This is a genomic window from Oceanobacillus bengalensis, assembly GCF_003628445.1.
GTDB lineage: Bacteria > Bacillota > Bacilli > Bacillales > Amphibacillaceae > Oceanobacillus > Oceanobacillus bengalensis.
In genome coordinates, this window is record NZ_RBZO01000014.1 from 1 (window position 1) to 17,531 (window position 17,531).

16 protein-coding genes are annotated in these 17,531 nt (G+C 38.5%); 1 reads left to right on the forward strand and 15 read right to left on the reverse strand.

From position 1 onward, the window contains the following. Window positions 1–474 precede the first annotated feature (474 nt). From D8M05_RS10055 to D8M05_RS10125, 15 genes are all read right to left on the reverse strand, one after another. A complete protein-coding gene (locus D8M05_RS10055) occupies window positions 475–3,522 on the reverse strand; it encodes an efflux RND transporter permease subunit (protein WP_121131391.1) in 3,048 nt (1,015 codons plus the stop codon). Window position 3,523: 1 nt separating this feature from the next. Then, window positions 3,524–4,375 (reverse strand): efflux RND transporter periplasmic adaptor subunit, encoded by an 852-nt coding sequence (locus tag D8M05_RS10060; protein WP_121131393.1) that lies wholly within the window; start codon window positions 4,373–4,375, stop codon window positions 3,524–3,526. 267 nt (window positions 4,376–4,642) lie between these two features. Further along, a complete protein-coding gene (locus tag D8M05_RS10065) occupies window positions 4,643–5,101 on the reverse strand; it encodes a competence protein ComK (RefSeq protein WP_121131395.1) in 459 nt (152 codons plus the stop codon). A 206-nt stretch (window positions 5,102–5,307) separates the two neighbouring features. Further along, on the reverse strand, window positions 5,308–5,670 hold the full coding sequence (locus tag D8M05_RS10070; protein WP_121131397.1) for a hypothetical protein: 363 nt from the start codon (window positions 5,668–5,670) through the stop codon (window positions 5,308–5,310). Between the two features lie 96 nt (window positions 5,671–5,766). Further along, window positions 5,767–6,189 carry a 3-hydroxyacyl-ACP dehydratase FabZ gene (gene fabZ / locus D8M05_RS10075; protein ID WP_121131399.1) on the reverse strand — a complete coding sequence of 141 codons (423 nt, stop codon included), beginning with the start codon at window positions 6,187–6,189 and terminating at the stop codon, window positions 5,767–5,769. Between the two features lie 675 nt (window positions 6,190–6,864). Continuing rightward, entirely contained in the window at window positions 6,865–7,218 is a 354-nt protein-coding gene (locus tag D8M05_RS10080) for a DNA-directed RNA polymerase subunit beta (RefSeq protein WP_121131401.1), read from the reverse strand. 105 nt (window positions 7,219–7,323) lie between these two features. Continuing rightward, window positions 7,324–8,157, reverse strand: a complete 834-nt coding sequence (locus tag D8M05_RS10085; RefSeq protein ID WP_121131403.1) for a flagellar hook-basal body protein — start codon at window positions 8,155–8,157, stop codon at window positions 7,324–7,326. A 32-nt stretch (window positions 8,158–8,189) separates the two neighbouring features. Next, the gene (locus D8M05_RS10090) at window positions 8,190–8,993 is read right to left on the reverse strand and encodes a flagellar hook-basal body protein (protein WP_121131405.1); all 804 of its coding nucleotides are present in this window, start codon (window positions 8,991–8,993) and stop codon (window positions 8,190–8,192) included. A 90-nt stretch (window positions 8,994–9,083) separates the two neighbouring features. Continuing rightward, the gene (mreB, locus tag D8M05_RS10095; RefSeq protein ID WP_121131407.1) at window positions 9,084–10,085 is read right to left on the reverse strand and encodes a rod shape-determining protein; all 1,002 of its coding nucleotides are present in this window, start codon (window positions 10,083–10,085) and stop codon (window positions 9,084–9,086) included. Window positions 10,086–10,345: 260 nt separating this feature from the next. Then, window positions 10,346–10,624, reverse strand: a complete 279-nt coding sequence (gene spoIIID, locus D8M05_RS10100; protein ID WP_121131409.1) for a sporulation transcriptional regulator SpoIIID — start codon at window positions 10,622–10,624, stop codon at window positions 10,346–10,348. Window positions 10,625–11,179: 555 nt separating this feature from the next. Further along, window positions 11,180–12,193, reverse strand: a complete 1,014-nt coding sequence (locus D8M05_RS10105) for an AimR family lysis-lysogeny pheromone receptor (protein ID WP_121131411.1) — start codon at window positions 12,191–12,193, stop codon at window positions 11,180–11,182. 266 nt (window positions 12,194–12,459) lie between these two features. Further along, a complete protein-coding gene (gene spoIIQ, locus D8M05_RS10110; protein ID WP_121131413.1) occupies window positions 12,460–13,389 on the reverse strand; it encodes a stage II sporulation protein SpoIIQ in 930 nt (309 codons plus the stop codon). Between the two features lie 347 nt (window positions 13,390–13,736). Beyond that, window positions 13,737–14,921 carry a stage II sporulation protein D gene (gene spoIID, locus D8M05_RS10115; protein WP_245985285.1) on the reverse strand — a complete coding sequence of 395 codons (1,185 nt, stop codon included), beginning with the start codon at window positions 14,919–14,921 and terminating at the stop codon, window positions 13,737–13,739. Window positions 14,922–15,068: 147 nt separating this feature from the next. Beyond that, on the reverse strand, window positions 15,069–16,079 hold the full coding sequence (locus D8M05_RS10120) for an ABC transporter ATP-binding protein (protein WP_281271906.1): 1,011 nt from the start codon (window positions 16,077–16,079) through the stop codon (window positions 15,069–15,071). 25 nt (window positions 16,080–16,104) lie between these two features. Continuing rightward, window positions 16,105–17,046 carry a C40 family peptidase gene (locus D8M05_RS10125; protein WP_342772257.1) on the reverse strand — a complete coding sequence of 314 codons (942 nt, stop codon included), beginning with the start codon at window positions 17,044–17,046 and terminating at the stop codon, window positions 16,105–16,107. A 128-nt stretch (window positions 17,047–17,174) separates the two neighbouring features. Here D8M05_RS10125 and D8M05_RS10130 point away from each other — a divergent pair, with 128 nt between their 5' ends. After that, window positions 17,175–17,510 carry a hypothetical protein gene (locus D8M05_RS10130; protein ID WP_147405174.1) on the forward strand — a complete coding sequence of 112 codons (336 nt, stop codon included), beginning with the start codon at window positions 17,175–17,177 and terminating at the stop codon, window positions 17,508–17,510. The last annotated feature ends 21 nt before the right edge of the window (window positions 17,511–17,531 follow it).

The following is a 17,531-nucleotide window of genomic DNA, read 5'->3' on the forward strand; positions in this document are numbered from 1 at the left end:
TTCGGAGCGTTACCCCTTCATTTGATTCTTCAATATAATCCTTCAATTCCAAAAGGAATTGCCTAGCCTTTACCAGAGAAATGTTGCCATCCTCCATTTAAACTAGGAACATTTCGCACAAATATTGCACCCGTTTGTTCAGCACAAATCAATTCTATTCCTTCTAGAATTAACGCTACCCGCTACCGAATAAGGATATATTTTCCCCTACAAGTAAAAGAGAGAGAAAGCAAGTTAATTACTACTATATTACTTTCTGTTTTATCATAATAAAGTTAATTCACCATAGAAGTGTCTTGTACCCTTGTACTTCCGTCTAAGTTCAATATTATTCAATTATAATCGAAACTCTTTATCTATCTACGTTGACAATCCTCCATGCCCCTTCTTTTCTATCATCACAAACAGAATATCTCACATTTAGAAACCCCACTATAGCCAAATAATCTCTAAAGTGGGGTCTAACATATCACGTCACATTTCCTTCTTCCTCCTACCAGTAACTTTCGCTGTCAGGTCATCCAATAACGTATACATAACCGGAACAAAGAATAACGTAAATAGGGTTGATACACTTAGTCCAAAAATAATCGTAATCGCAAGTGGTTGTTGCAATTCTGCGCCCTCGCCTAATGCAAGGCCAAGCGGAATCATTGCAAGGACCGTTGTTAATGTTGTCATTAGAATTGGACGTAATCTACTCCTGCCTGCCTCAATGATTGCTTGTTTTCTTTCCATACCACGTCGCCTTAGGATATTAATATAATCAACGAGCACGATAGAGTTATTTACAACAATACCTGCGAGCATAATAATTCCGATAAACCCAGGTATGCTTAGTGGTATATCTGTAATAAATAATCCACCAAGTACTCCAATTACTGATGTTGGCATCGCAAACATGATAATGAACGGGAACAAGAAATTCTCAAATTGAACTGCCATAACCGCATACACTAGAAAAATCGAGAATACCAATGCCAGTGCAAGTTGGCCAAAGGATTCTACCATGTCTTCTGCTTGCCCGCCGATTGCAAATGTATAGCCCTCAGGGAAGTTCATTCCATCTAATTTTGTTTCAATATCTGTGACAACACTTCCAAGGTCACGATCAACAAGTGCACTTGTCACATTCATCTGGGCTTGTTGATTTTCTCTTAACAAGGAAGCTGGTCCCTGTATTTCTTCAAATGATGCAACCTCTCTTAACGGAATAAACACACCTGTTACGGTTTGGATTTTCATATCTTCCAAATCATTCATTTCAGAGCGTTTGTCCTCTGGATACACTAACCTTACATCAAGCTCTTGGCCTGATTCACGATATGTTGTTGCTAACTGTCCGGTAAATTGCATTTGAATCTGGCTTGTAATTTGCTGTTCGGTTAATCCATATGTTGCTGCCTTTTCTTCGTAAACGTGTATCTGCATTTGCGGGATACCCTCTGAAGCAGACGATGTTGGATTAAAAACCCCATCAATGGTTGATATTTCTGCTACCACTTCTTCAGACAGCTCACGTAGTATCTCATGCTCGGGTCCGTTTAGAGAGATTTGAATAGGATCCCCCATACTCATCATCCCGCCGTCCATCGCATTAGCGCTTATTTTTGCACCAGCAATCTTCCTTAAATCTTTATCCATTTCTTTAACAATTTCTGTTGTCGACTGCTCTCTTTCTCCAGCTGGAACCATCTGTAATGTGTATGATGCCACGTTACTAGACGTCCCTCCGACTGTAACATAACTAATATCAATCACGTCGCCGTAGCTTGTGAGGATACCATTTACCTGTTCTACGATACTTTGTGTGTATTCAACTTTCGAACCAACTTCCGTCTCAACCGAAATCTGTGCTTGACCTTGGTCTGAAGCAGGAATAAATTCTGCACCAATTGTTGGGATTAATGCTAAACTTAAGGCAATTGCTATAACGACTACTGTAATCGCTGTTTTCCTGAATTTCAGTACTGCTTTTAGCCCATTACTATATTTATTTCGTAAAAGGTCGAGAAAACGATCAAACCAGTAGCGGCGTCCATTGTCTTTCATTGCACCGCTAAGCAATTTAGATGAAAGCATTGGCACAACTGTTATTGCAACAACAAGGGATGCGACCAAGGAAAAGGCAACCGCCAATCCAAGTGGCATAAATAAATCGGATGCAATTCCTTTCACGAATACCATTGGCAGGAATACAACCAATGTCGTTGTCGTTGAAGCAATTACAGCTGGTGCAAGCTCTGATGCTCCTTTTGTTGCTGATTCAAACAAACTGAACCCTCGTTTTCGGTATGAATAAATATTTTCCAAAATAACGATGGAACTGTCTACCATCATTCCAATACCTAGTGCTAAACCACCTAACGTAAGTACATTTAGTGTTTGCCCTGTAAAGTACATAAGTGCAAAGGTTGTAATTAGTGCAATCGGAATCGATAATCCAATAACAAGTGTTGCACGGATACTCTTTAAAAATAAGAGGAGGATAAATACAGATATTGCTCCGCCAATAAGAATATTTTGCACAACCGAATCGACCGACATCTCGATAAATTCAGATGTATCAATAAGTACTTCTAGCTCTACAGCGTCCCCTAACTCAGAACTAATTTCTTCAAGGCTTTCCTTAATGTTCCCTGCAACCTCTACCGTATTTGCATCCGTTTGCTTCATCATCGAAAGTACAATTGACTCTTTCCCATTCACAAGGGATGCAGATGTTTGGTCCTTATATGTATCCTTAACGGTTGCAACATCCTTAACATGGAGAGTTGCTCCAGCTTGCGTCATAATAATCGTATTTTCTATATCATCAGTTGATTCAAATTCACCTGTGACTCGAAGCTGCAAGTTTTGATTCCCTTTGTCAACCGAACCAACGGATGCAGCATTATTCGTGCTATTTAGAGCTTGAACAATTTCTCCGCTGGAAACACCATATTGTTGCATTTTCGCAGTATCTAGCTCAAGCTGAATCTCACGCGTAACAGCTCCCTCAACCGTTACCGATGCAACACCACCTTGCCGTTCAAAATAGGGAATAATTTGATCATTTGCGACCTGAGTCAAGGCTGCTGTATCTTTTCCAGTTAGACCAACATACATGACAGGCATTGCCTCTGGACTGAAGCGTAAGATATTCGGGTCGCCTGCTGTTTCAGGTAAAAATGCTTTTACTTGGTCTATTTTTTCCCTAACATCTAGTAATGCTTGATCCAAATCTGTCCCATTCTTAAACATCATCAATACTAGAGATGCACCAGACTGTGACTGGGATTGAACCGTATCAATTCCTTCTACAGAACTTACTGCAGATTCAATCGTCCTCGAAATTAAATTCTCAACGTCTTCTGGTGCTGCATCTGGATAATTCGTTGCTACCACTGCGATTGGTAAATCAATCTTCGGGAAGAGATCCACAGCCAAGTTACGGACAGAAACAAGTCCCAGCGCAATAATAGCAAGTACAATCATGATGACACCAACAGGTCGTTTAACGGATGTATGTACGAGCTTCACGTTATTCCCCTCCCGTTACGTTTACCTGAATCCCGTTGTTAAGTGTAAGCTGACCTGTTGTTATAATTTGGTCTCCCGCTTTAATATCACCTTCAATTGCCGTATTCTTGGACTCGGTTTCCAAAATCGTTATATCTCGCTTCTCAGCCATATTATCCTTTACAACATAAACATACGACTCTTCAGCTTCTTCTACAATCGCTTCAGTCGGTACAATAATTGCAGAGTCTATTTTTTCCTCTGGAACAACGACTTCAGCAATCATTCCTGGTAAAATATCCGCGTCTTCATTTTCTACTATTGCAATGATTGGGTATAGACCTGTATCATCTGGTAATGTATCCATCTGTGTTACTGTTGCTTCGTATTCCTTACCATCTATCATCGCATCCAGTGTATCCGCTTTCGAAAATAAGGAACGAACGGAGGATATTACTGAAAACTGGACCTCCATCCTATCCAAATTAGCGACCATTGCTAATGGCTGGTCAGTCGTTGCGATATCTCCTTCCTGCACTTGTAAATTAATAACCTCACCATCTGCTGTTGAATGAATATTTTGGTTACCCGCCGCTGTAGCAAGGGTTGCAATCAAATCATCTTCTTCAACCTTGTCTCCATTCTCTACCTCAAGCGCATCGATTTCACCTGGTACTTGTACGATAACCGGTGTCGTTTGATGTGGGGTAGTGCGACCATAAATCATATTCTCTACCGTAAGATTACCTTCCATTGCTTCTGCAACCTCAACTGCAACAACTCTTTCTTCTTCATCTACTGGCTCTTCTTCGTTGCATGCAGCAAGTACAATAAGTAACAAAATCGCTGTTACACTAAGTAATAATCTCCTCATCCAATCTACTCCTTTCGCATCCGTTACAAAATAAATAGCATAAGCTTACTAGTCCCCAGTATATCCTTTTCAGCCGTATATGTAACGGGTACTAATTTTAAATTTCTCATAATTTTTTATTACGCTTTATTCCTTTTATTCTTCTAGTTGATATAAATAGTGGACTTAACAACAATCTTTTAGAAAAAAACGAAAAGCAACAAAAGGGGAAACAGTAGTCTCCCCTTTTATCTCATTCATACGTGTATTCAGTTCTAATGGTTTCATTTATGTAAAAAGCTTTGGTTTATTATAATAAACGATAATCTCACTTGTCTTTCTTCGTTGACTTATAAAACTGTTTATACTTATATCAACATATATAAATGTTTCATCATGAAACGTCACAAGCGTCCCCTCGCCATATTGTTCGTATTTTTTTATTTGGTAGTAAGAAAACCATACGCAGTTTTTATTTTTAGCGGATGCAGTAGGAAACATATAAACGTCTTCTGCGATAATAAGTGGAATTGGAAGTTTACTTGATGATTTAAGAATTTCTTTTACAACACCTGTTCTTCCTTCTAAGCTTGTGCCTTCCTTTCTACACGTATTGTCTAAGATAATTTCTGGATGAAAGGGGGAGTATTTCTCTTCGTTTTTCTCGAAGATCGTTGTCTTGTAGTAATCCGACTCATTGTACTTTAATAGTTTTGTCTCTTTTGTCACCATATAAATTTTCTTCATTGACCATCCCTACTATTTTCATTATTAGTTTCCTTCTAAAAAAGGTGTGTGGAAATCATGAAGAAACAGAAACTTTATTACAATTTTACTATGCAAATTACTAAATATCCATCAAATTACCTATATTTCGAAAAGTTGTAAAAATTTACGCATAAATTTTAAGCAGAACAACCTTTATTTAAGGAGTTCTGCTTATTTTTTCGCAATTATTGGTTTTCGTCTTCGATTAACTCATCTTCTTGCTCATTTTGGGTGCCATCATTACCAGTTCCATCTTCAGTACCGTTCGTTCCACCGCCATTTGTGTCATCCGTACCTGTTCCTTCGTCCGTTCCGATGTCACCATTTCCATTGATTCCTTCTTCATCCATAAGGCCATCACCAGCACCGTCTTCTTCTGCCGGATTTGTATCATTATTGTCATCCTCTTGGTTCAATGGCGCTTCATCTTCAGGAGCTAGTGGAGCTTCTTCATCAATCGGATCTTGTTCCTCATCCGTTCCACAAGCAGCGATTAAAGATAAAGCCAATATTGGCGCACCTAATTTAATCAAAAAACGTTTAGACATGATCTGTCTCCTCCTTTAATATATTGATTCGCCCTTAGGTTAACCATTTTAGGAGAAGTGATACATGTTTTTTGCAATATTTTTCAAGTTGCCGATTTATTTAATTGCAAACGTTATTTCCGCTTCACATGCTACTTCGCCATCAACGGTTGCAATTCCCTTTCCTTTACCAATCGGCCCTTTCATTCGAAGTATCTCTACTTCTAATTTCAGTTGATCTCCAGGTCTTACTTGCTTTTTAAAACGGCACTTATCCACACCCGCTAAAAACCCAAGCTTCCCTTTATTTTTTTCCATATCTAGTACAGCAATCGCTCCAACTTGGGCAAGTGCCTCAAGAATTAATACACCAGGCATTACCGCGTATTGTGGGAAATGCCCTTGAAAAAAAGGTTCATTTGCTGTTACATTTTTTAACCCAACAACCCGTTCACCTTCCACCATCTCCGTAACTTTATCTACTAATAAAAATGGATAACGATGAGGTATGATTTCCTTGATTTGTTCAATATCTAACATGCTCCCACTCCTTTATTGTAAGTATTAGGACTAGCTCCTATTATAGCAGATGTAAGGTGCTATATGAAGTATTTGGTGGGAGTGTTGGGAGATGAGAACATTTATCCTGAGATGTACGGATATTTCCAGAGATGAGAGCATTTATCCTGAGATGAACGAATATTTCCAGAGATAAGAGCATTTATCCTGAGATGAACGATTATATCCAGAGATAAGAACGTTTATCCTAAGATGAACGAATTTATCCAGAGATAAGAACATTTATCCTAAGATGAACGGATATTTCCTGAGATAAGAACATTTATCCTGAGATAAACGGATATTTCCTGAGATAAGAACGTTTATCCTGAGATGAACGGATATTTCCAGAGATAAGAGCATTTATCCTGAGATGTACGAATTTATCCAGAGATAAGAGCATTTATCCTGAGATGAACAATTATATCCAGAGATGAGAGCATTTATCCTGAGATGAACGAATATTTCCAGAGATAAGAGCATTTATCCTGAGATGTACGAATATATCCAGAGATAAGAACATTTATCCTGAGATGAACGAATATTTCCAGAGATAAGAACATTTATCCTGAGATGAACGAATTTATCCAAAGATGAGTACGTTACCCTGATCAAAAAAAAGCAACTCACCCAATAGAATGAATTGCCTCGTGTATTTTATTCAACTTTTGTTACAATATCTATAATATGTTGCCATGTTTCTGTTCTTAATGCGTCTGTAGGATTTCCATCACCAAGAACACCATATCCAATCATTAAACCTGCAACTAATGCAGCACAAGCAGCAATTGAGACAATAATAATCCGAAGCCAAATTGGGAAAATTCTTCGTCTTGGCTTTTTATTTTGTCGTTTTTCTAATTTTCTCTTTTTCTTTTGCTGTTTTCTTGTTACCTTTTCTGCTTTAGCTTCTTCTGCAGCCGACTCTTTCTTTTTGTCTTTCTCTCCATTTTTTAGAGCTTTTCTAGATGGCTTTTCGGCAACAGCTTGATTTGATTGGTCAGTTGACATATTAATTACTCCTTAATCCTATAGATCCATGGCAAATGTACTAGCCATCCTATGATCAGTTTAACATAACGCCCTAGATAATTAATAGAATTTTTTAAATAAACCTTAGGATCGTAGGGAATTTACTAAGCCCATCATTTGGTCACCCATCGAGATTGTTCTTGAATTAAATTGATAGGAGCGCTGGGTCATTATTAATTCAGTCATTTCTTTTGAAAGATCAACGTTTGATTGCTCTAATGCATTACTCTGCAATAACGCACCATTCTGTGGAGCTTGCCTGAGCACTTCGTTTATATTATACCCCAATGCATTCAAATCAGGTAATCGAAACATATTTTCACCAGTTGCTTCAAGTACTTCTGGACGAACAGCTTCTACAACTGCTAGAGTACCTGCCACTTCTGTTTGTCCCGCACGCTCAACAACAACTTGTCCATTTTCACGGATATCAATGTTATCAAATCCATCTGCAAAAATAATTGGGCCGTTTTCACCAAGGACAGGATTTCCATCACTTGTCGTAAGCATGACAGATTGATTGCCTTCCACTGGGCTAAGATAAAATGCCCCATCTTTTGTATATCTCGTTTCTGTAACATCATTCGTTGTTACTTGGATTTGAAAATAATGGTTTCTACCTAGTAAGGCTGTATCAAGGGCACGGTCTGTGGTAACAATATTCCCCTGACCAAAATTACTGTTGATAGAGCCGAGTCTAGCACCAGCTCCAATACGAATACCATCAGGAGTTAAACGACCTTCCGCATTCTCAGGAGTATTTAGATTGTCCATTTGCTGAAACAATAAAGATGAAAACTGTGCTTCTCGCGCTTTATAACCTGTGGTTTGGCTATTGGCCATATTATTACCAATTACATCAAGCTTATTTTGCAATTGATTCATCGTTACTGCTGCTTGAATCATCATTCTAGACATACATTTTCCCTCCCTTACGTTTCTATAAAGCTTTAGCCAATTCTTCCTATCTCACTTACTGCTTTACCCATGCTTTCATCATAGGCCTTTAAAACCCTCTGATTTGTTTCAAATAGGCGATAAGACGTCATCATATCTGTCATCGTTTGAAGTGCATCAACATTTGACTGCTCTAGAAATCCCTGTTTAACGCTATACGTCGCACCAGGTGGAACTGCTCCTGCTTCACCGTTAAACAAGTCGTTTCCTTCCTTCACTAAATCATTCGCATTCGCCACGTACGCAATGCCAAGTTGTACCGTTTGTTCTGGTGTTTGAAGTAATCCTTCTGGGGATATTGTAAATTCCATGCCATTTGTTTGTATTGGATTCCCTGCCTGATCTAAAACATAGTGCCCTTGGTTTGTTGTAAGGAAACCTTGTCCATCCACAGTCAGATTCCCATTTCTCGTATAACGGGGCTCTCCTGCTTCATTTTGGACAGTAAAAAACAACGCACCTGTTTCATCTGGCAATCCGCCTTGTACAATAGCTAAATCGCTTGTTAAGCCTGTTTCTTTTAAATCACCTTGGGAAAAGTTGGGGATTGTTTCTTGTACATATACACCGGTATTGATTGAGCCAATCGTATGCTGTACTGGTAGATTTAGACCATTTTTAGTGGGGATATTTTGGGATCCCGATTGCTGAAGCAAAAGTTCAGGGAATGCGCGTAGTGTTGTTTGATCTGCTTTATAGCCAATTGTATTCATGTTCGCTATATTATTCGCTAACGCTTCTTGTGTTCGCTGCTGAGACAGCATTCCACTTGCAGCAGTATAGAAACCTCTTAACATATCTATTCCTCCATTCCATATACACTAGGAAGATGGTTCATTCTATGGGAAATGCTCCCACAGAATGAACGAAACTTAACTGTTTCTATCTTACATCATTTTTCTTTTTTCTATTTTATCGATATTCTCAAGCATAATTCCAGTTCCTTTTGCAACACAGCTCATCGGTTCTTCCGCAATGAAGACAGGGACCTTTAATTCTTCTGCAAGTAATTGATCTATTCCGTGAATCAATGCACCGCCACCTGTCAAAATAATCCCACGATCAATAATATCTGCAGATAATTCTGGTGGTGTGCGTTCAAGAACCGTCTTTGCTGCTTGAACAATTAAGTAAACCGATTCACGTAACGCTTCTTCAATTTCAGCGGATTGAACTGAAATTGTACGCGGTAAACCTGATACCATATCACGGCCTCTTATTTCCATCTCTTCATTTCTTGAACCTTCAAATACGGTAGCAACCTGAATTTTAATATCTTCTGCCGTACGCTCACCGATTAATAGCTTGTACTTTTTCTTAATGTATTGAAGGATTTCGATATCGAACTTATCACCGGCCATTTTGATGGATTCTGAAGTTACAATTCCACCCATGGAAAGCACAGCAACATCTGTTGTTCCACCACCGATATCAACGACCATATTACCACTTGGCTGATAAATATCCATTCCAGCACCAATTGCAGCAACTTTCGGCTCTTCTTCTAGGTAAACTTTCTTTCCTCCAGATTTCTCAGCAGCTTCTCTGATTGCCTTTTGTTCCACTTTCGTAATGTTTGTCGGGCAACAAATAAGCATTCTTGGTTTAGAAAGAACCCCTTTTACATTAATTTTATTTATAAAATGTCTTAACATCGCTTCTGTCACATCAAAATCAGCAATAACACCGTCTTTTAATGGGCGTGTTGCTTCAATGTTTCCTGGTGTCCGTCCAACCATACGTCTAGCCGCTTCACCAACTTCAAGTACTTTTCCTGTATTCCGATCCATCGCCACAACAGATGGCTCATTTAAGACAATCCCTTTTCCCTTAAGATGTATTAAAACATTTGCTGTTCCAAGGTCAATTCCAATATCCCTAGAAAACATGTATCTAGATCCTCCTACCATAACTATCTTGCATCTGCTTTAGAAAACATAATGCTACTAATAAAATATTTTACCACAAAATTCTACAATTAACTGCATTTCCAGCAAAAAATTTTATCCGAATTTATTTGGAGGAAATGGGGATACTTGGGAGTGATTCTTGCGGGTTACAGGGGACAGTTTTGGGTGCATCTGCTGATTCCACCGCACAGACAAGACCGCACAAAAGCCAGCCCACAAAAAACGGCTGACTTCCGGTGTTATCCAACAGGTTTCACTTCGTTATTCGTCTCCTCAATTTTATACTTTTTCCTCGTTGCTTCACCTCCACGTAAATGCCGTATTGCTTTATGGTATTCAAGCACTTCCTTTACTTGAATGGCTAATTCAGGGTTTATTTCTGGTAGTCGCTCTGTTAGGTCTTTGTGTACAGTACTTTTTGAGACACCAAACTCTTTCGCAATGGTTCGAACTGTCTTTCTTGTTTCTACAACATGTTTTCCTATCTTAACTGTTCTTTCTTTGATGTAATCGTGCACACCGTTCGCCTCCCTAAGTTGATAACTTCCGAGGTGCTAAAAATGAGACAAGGTGTTCATGTGGTTGCAGCTTGTTCATATACTATAAGGGACTATGAAAGGGGTTCATTATTATGTATGCATGGTTATCTAAGATATAAAATTAAATGAATTTTCTGTAATTTTTAGTAACAATATTACCATTTACATATCTGTTTATTCATGTTTGTCTAACAGCCACATAAGCTCTCACCTCAGACGCCTGAAAATGACTGATTTGTATTCATTTTATTACACCGCTAGCCTGTTTATGATTAAAATCCAAGAATAAAGTATTCAAAACACATAATAATTTTTAAAATATACGTTTAGATTGAAAGTAATCGGGTATAAAAAAGAAAAGGCACTCCGTATGAATATACGAAGTACCTAGTACATAAACTTAATTAGCTAAATAAATCACCCAAACCAGGATCTTGAGTAACAATTATTTCTGGAGAACCGAAAACAAGAGCAAATACAGCAGCTACACACATACCTATTAACACATGTCGTTTTTTCATAACATTACTCCTTTTAAATATATATTTTTCTTAATTCATCGAGGGGCAATCTACTAAAGAAGTAGTCACCTCTCTCATGAATAAATTCCTTGTATGCTCGTATCAATAAATTTCTGTCACCTTTTGCTTTCCCCATATAATATAATCTAAATGGCGTATCCAAAGAAACATCTTCGAGTAATTCAACTGCTTTTTCATCGTTGCCTTTAGCAATTTCAATATGGGCTTGTTCACTAATATCGTTTGTTGAGATGTTTTCTACCTTTTTAAATTTAGCTGACAAGAATGGAATATTTCGCTGTTCAATTAAGTAAATTTTTTCTGTTAGATGATGCTTTTTAGCAATCTTTAGTGCCTGCTCCAAATGGTATATACCTTGTGAATAGGAATCAAAAGTGTACGACAAGCCTAATTTAATATGCGCATCCACTTGTATGGAAGGGCTCTTCGTTAACGTTAAAACCTTGTAACCATATTTTCTAGCAATAATTAGCTCATTCTTCATTAATGAATACACAAAGTATATTTGACTGATTCGGAGTTTGAAGTAATCTAATAGAAAGTAGTCATCAATCATTAGGAATAATTGTTCTATCGTATTTAGAAAATTACCAAACTCGTTATACTGATTTCTGTTGTAGTAGATGTTGATTTTTGCGAATTCCTTTAAACATAGCACTTCTGTCTCCTGGGTGTGTAGTTGCTCTAATTGTTGTAGTAATTCTTCTGGGGAGTATTGGCCGCTCTTCGTATCTAGTAATATTTGATAGATTCTGGCCCAATTTCGATTCGAAGTGTAATCAGATTGTTGATTAATCTTAATTAAAAGCTGTAAATCATCATAGAACCCATTCATATACAGAAATTCTAGACCCTTTTTCTGAACATCTATGGAGGATGTTTGCAAGAAAAACCTCCGCATCATCTGAGTCTCAGTTTCTATGTCACATTCCAATCTCACCCTTTCCTGGAATTGCTCCCATGTTTGCTCTTTCTTTTCTAATAAAATGTTAGCCGACAATCTCATATTCTCCCCTTCCAAAATTAGAAAACTTTCTCGTTCTTTCTCTCTATTTTTTATCGTTATTTTATGTGAATTGTCGTGAAGTAAAACCCTTTCATTTCTTAACCATTATTATAGTAACACATATTTTTGTAGAATATTATAAGAATCGTTCGACAATATCTGGCAGGGATAAATAAAAGTGGTAGTATTACCCAAGAATTAGATAGATTTTGCGAGAAAAAAGGAAAAAAACTCTAGTAAAAATTTTTTACTAGAGTTTTTTAGATTTAATTTTCATCTTCAGAATCTACATCTTCGTCTTCAGAATCGTCTACTACTGAATCATCTTCACCAGGAGCCTCTTCTTCTGATTCTTCTGTTTCAGTTTGCTCTGCTTCTTCTGATTCAGTTTCAGTCTGCTCTGCTTCTTCTGATTCAGTTGATTCAGCTGCTTCATTTGCCTCAGATTCTTGATCTTCTGCCTGCTCTGAATCCTCGCTTACTTCCTCACCTAGCTCATTGTCCAAGTTGCTAACTGGCTGATTAAAGTAGCTTTCAGGATTCACTTCTTTTCCATCTTTTCTAATTTCAAAGTGTACATGTGTACCATTGTCTTTTCCGAAAATATTTTTTCCAGCAGTTCCAAGCTTATCGCCTTGTTTTACATCATCACCAGCTGTTACAGTGACTTCACCAAGACTTGCATAGTGTGTCATGACTTCGTTAGGATGTGTTAGTGTAACGACATTTCCTAGTAACGGGTCTTCCTTCACTTCTTGAACCGTACCGCTTAATGATGCTACAACATCAAATGTTTCATCATTTGCTGATGCAATATCAACTCCTGTACTTTGGTAGTATCTATTGTTATAGAACACCAAAGCAGCTTCTTGATCTTCTTGGGATGCATTGTAATCATAAAATTTAGTTACGATTTCTGATTGATCTAGATCTGTTACAGGTAACTGGATCGTTTCTTGTTGCTCAAGTACTGGTTCTGCATCTTCATCATTCGGTGTTGGTACATAATCTTCCGCCAACTGCTCATCTTCTGTTTGTTCAGTAGCATCTTGAGCTTGGTTATCAAGATTTTGATACCAAACCACACCAGCTAATAAAAGCGCAGCGATTGACAAATATAATGCTGGGAAAAACCATTTTTTCCGGAAAATACGACTCCATTTATTTTTTGGAGTTCCTTTGTTTTCTTCATTCATTAGAACATCACCTCAAGAACCATTGTTATCAGAAAAGCGGAAATATATACATCTCGTGAAAAAAACTTTTTAAAATGATGCATTTTATTTGGAAAGTGGGGAAAGGTAAGGGATTCCTATTAAATAAGTAATGATGATAGATTACTTAGTAAACCTGCATTTTATCAGTGCTTTGCCTTGGTTTATCGGTGTGAACTTTGGCGAGAAAGGTGTGAACTTCAGCGAATTGATTGTGAACTTCAGCTAAATCTCTGTGAACTTCAGCGATTCCTGGGTGAACTTTGGCGAAAAGAATTCCTCTCACTTATCCGCGCTCCTAGTAGAGCAGAAACAAGAAAAACCCCCGTCTATTTCGAGACGAGGGTTGGTGTTGTATCATTTACCGTACTTATTTCTACACCTTGGTAGTAGTGCTTAACAATATCCTGGTAGGTTTTCCCTTCTTTTGCCATATAATTCGCACCATACTGACTCATACCAATTCCATGGCCATAGCCTTCTGTTGTAAATACAAGATGCCCATTATTTTGCTCAATCGTAAAGTCACTGGACTTCAATTCTAACTTATCGCGGATATCCCTTCCAGAGAAGGAATGCCCTTCAATTCCTAGCTCTTTCACACGTCCACTCTCTGTCCTTGCTTCTTCCAAAAAAAGTGGCGTTTCATTCGGTAAATCGATTTCTAATGCCGTTTCCACCTGTTCGATAGTAAATGTATTTTGATGAAGGTATTTAGGAGAGTCTTTGTCCCATGGGCTTTCAACACTTCTTAAATATGGCAATTCACTTTCCCAATAATCCTCTGAATTCTCCGTGTAACCATTGCTCGTTGAAAAGAATGCTGCAGTGATCGGTGCATCTTTATAGGTTAAAATTTCCCCCTTCGTTGCGTTCACCGCTTCTCTTATCTTATTCATCCTCTCGGTGTACTTACTTCCCCATTCAGCTAGAAGCTCTTCTTCGCTTCGATAAACTTGGTGCTGGACCGTATCCGTTACATCATATTCTGAAGCTTCATTACCATGAAGCAAGTGATTCACCAAGTAAGTTCTTGCAGCAAGCGCCTGTGCCTTTAATGCTTCCAGTTCAAATTCAATTGGCATTTCAGATGCAACAACTCCTGCAACATAATCTTCTAATGGAATATCTTCCACTGTTTTCGTTGTACTACGCATGACTTCCACCGCGAAAGGTGATTCCTCTATTTTAGCCGCTGTATCTAATTCTTCTGCAATCGTCGCTATTTCTTGTGATGATTCACTTTTTCCAGAAGGTACAACAATAAGTGTTGGGATTACTAGAATGGTCAAAATCAAACTTGAAATTGTAAATACAGTAGGAATTCTCCATTTTGATTGTTTAGCCTGTAAATACGGACGTTTATTATTGGAAAATGGAATGACTTTCTTCAATTTTACCTGATCCGTATTCGTTTTCTGTCCATAGAATGATTGTTTCCTTTTTAGTTGCTTGATTAAAGTTGCATTTTTTTTCTTCCATCGTTTTACCGGTTTGTATTTGTTCCTTATCAACGTTCTCCTCCTCCTGCTTGTGTACATAACTAATCTAGCTTCCCTATTAATAAATGTATACAGTTTGAGGATTTTATAGAACAAATTTTTAAAAATTTTAGCCGCAAAAATAAAAACCCATACACATGAAGTGCATAGGTGGCAGCATTAGTTTGTAACAATATTCAACTTTTCTTTCGCAATTTCGTCCAATGTTTCATCATATAAATGACAAGCTACGTAATGTTTTTGTTCAATTTCCTGGAAAGTCGGCTTTACTTCCCGACATACTGCCATTGCCATCGGACAACGCGTGCGGAACACACAGCCACTCGGTGGATCAACAGGGCTTGGCAACTCTCCTTCTAATATGATTCGTTCCCGTTCTTCTTCAATATCAGGATCTGGAATGGGAATTGCGGATAACAAGGCTTGTGTATAAGGATGTAACGGTTTGTCATAAAGCCCGTCACTATCGGTTAATTCAACCATATTCCCTAAGTACATCACACCAATCCTGTCCGCAAATTGTCTCACCATTGCCAAATCATGTGCAATAAATAAAAATGTTAGTCCTTTCTCTAGTTGTAATTCCTTTAATAGATTTACAACTTGCGCTTGTACAGAGACATCTAGTGCGGAAATCGGTTCATCCGCAATGACAAAATCAGGGTCTAACGCAAGTGCTCGGGCAATCCCAATCCGTTGTCGTTGACCACCACTGAATTCATGCGGATAGCGATTAGCATGGTCCCTGTTCAACCCTACCTCTTCTAGTAGCTCATATACACGGTCAAGTTGTTCAGTCTTACTTTTATATAATCCGTGAATTTCCATCGGCTCTGCAATAATTTCCTTTACGGTTGAACGAGGATTTAACGATGCGTATGGGTCCTGGAATATCATTTGTATTTTACGGTAAAAATCAAACTTTTCCGTTTCATTTAAGCTATGTACATTAATACCGTCAAAGATTACATCACCACTGGTTTTGTTATATAGGCCCATAATCGTCCGCCCAATCGTTGATTTCCCGCACCCAGACTCACCTACTAAACCAAACGTCTCTCCCCTGTTAACAAAGAAACTTACATCATTTACTGCCTTCAATGTTTTTCCTTTTCCCATATCAAAATACTTGGATAATTTTTTCACATCTAAGATTCTTTCTTCCATCATGTTCCCCCTTTGCCTATATCTAGCTCTACCTGGCATATCGTCTAGCTGCACAAAGTTCTTTTTCATATTTTGTACCGGCTATCATAGTAGATTCAACACCTTTACCTGTTTGTGGTGCATGGAGCATCTTACCTTTACCTTCATATATACCTACGTGATGAATACTCCCTTTTCCTGCTTTATAGGCAAAAAATAATAAATCACCTTTCTTAATATCTGTTAACGGAACTTCGACTCCTGCTTTCGCTTGGTCTCCAGCATCCCTTGGAATAAGGTACCCGTTTGCTTTATGCGCGGCATATGCGAGACCAGAACAATCGTAGCCAAATGCACTCATCCCACCCCAGAAATATTGAAGACCAACAAAACGTTCTACAGATTTCACAATATCCTGAGCTTCCCCACAAGACAAGCCTTCCTTTGTAGGAAAAATACTGACATCCTCTTTTGATAAAAATCGGTTACCCAATGGTGTTATTACCTCTACTCGATCGTGATGAATATTTTCAACTGGCAATAGCGTTAAATAGCTCAATTTCATTTCTTTTTCTGCATCGAACATTTCCAACCATGCTTTATCGATTGTGACAGCCGCTGTTTGAGGTTTAATCCATTCTTGCTTCTTCACTTTTTTAATTTGTGCTAGTGGCATCCAACCAGGATATCCCCGTTCATCCTTCTTAGAGGGCTGTGAGGGAATAATAACATGCGCGAAATCCCCTTTTATCTCTGTAACTATTACCGGCTCACCAAATAGCGTTTGCGTTTGTATTCTATTTTCGTCGCATAATGCTAGACTATCTTCATAGGATAATGATGTAATCCAGTGGTCGATATCCGTTGGCATCATTGTTCCTTCTCTATCAATCTCCCTTATTGACTGTGGATTCGTCCACACTGTACCAACTTGAACCGCTGTAATCCATATTTCTTTAGAAAATAGGTCGAACGTTTGTTTAAACATCATGCTGCCCCTTTCTCAATCTGAATTCAATGAATCAAACGTTTGTTTTAATTTTTATTATGATGTTATATTCATGGAAATAACTCATATATGCTATTTCTCAGGGGGGGAATGTTTGGACTTTCATTTGGTTGCCGCGCGAATTTGGATCACTGCCGCTCGAATCCGGATCACCGCCGCGCGAATTTGGGTCTCTGCCGCTCGAATTTGGATCAATGCCGCTCGAATTTGGATCAATGCCGCTCGAATTTGGATCACTGCCGCTCGAATTCGGATCACCGTCGCGCGAATTTGGGTCTCTGTCGCTCGAATTTGGATCACTGCCGCGCGAATTTGGATCACTGCCGCTCGAATCCGGATCACCGCCGCGCGAATTTGGGTCTCTGTCGCTCGAATTTGGATCAATGCTGCTCGAATTCGGATCAATGCCGCTCGAATTTGGATCTCTGTCGCTCGAATTCAAGTGAGTACTTCTCTATCAAATTAGA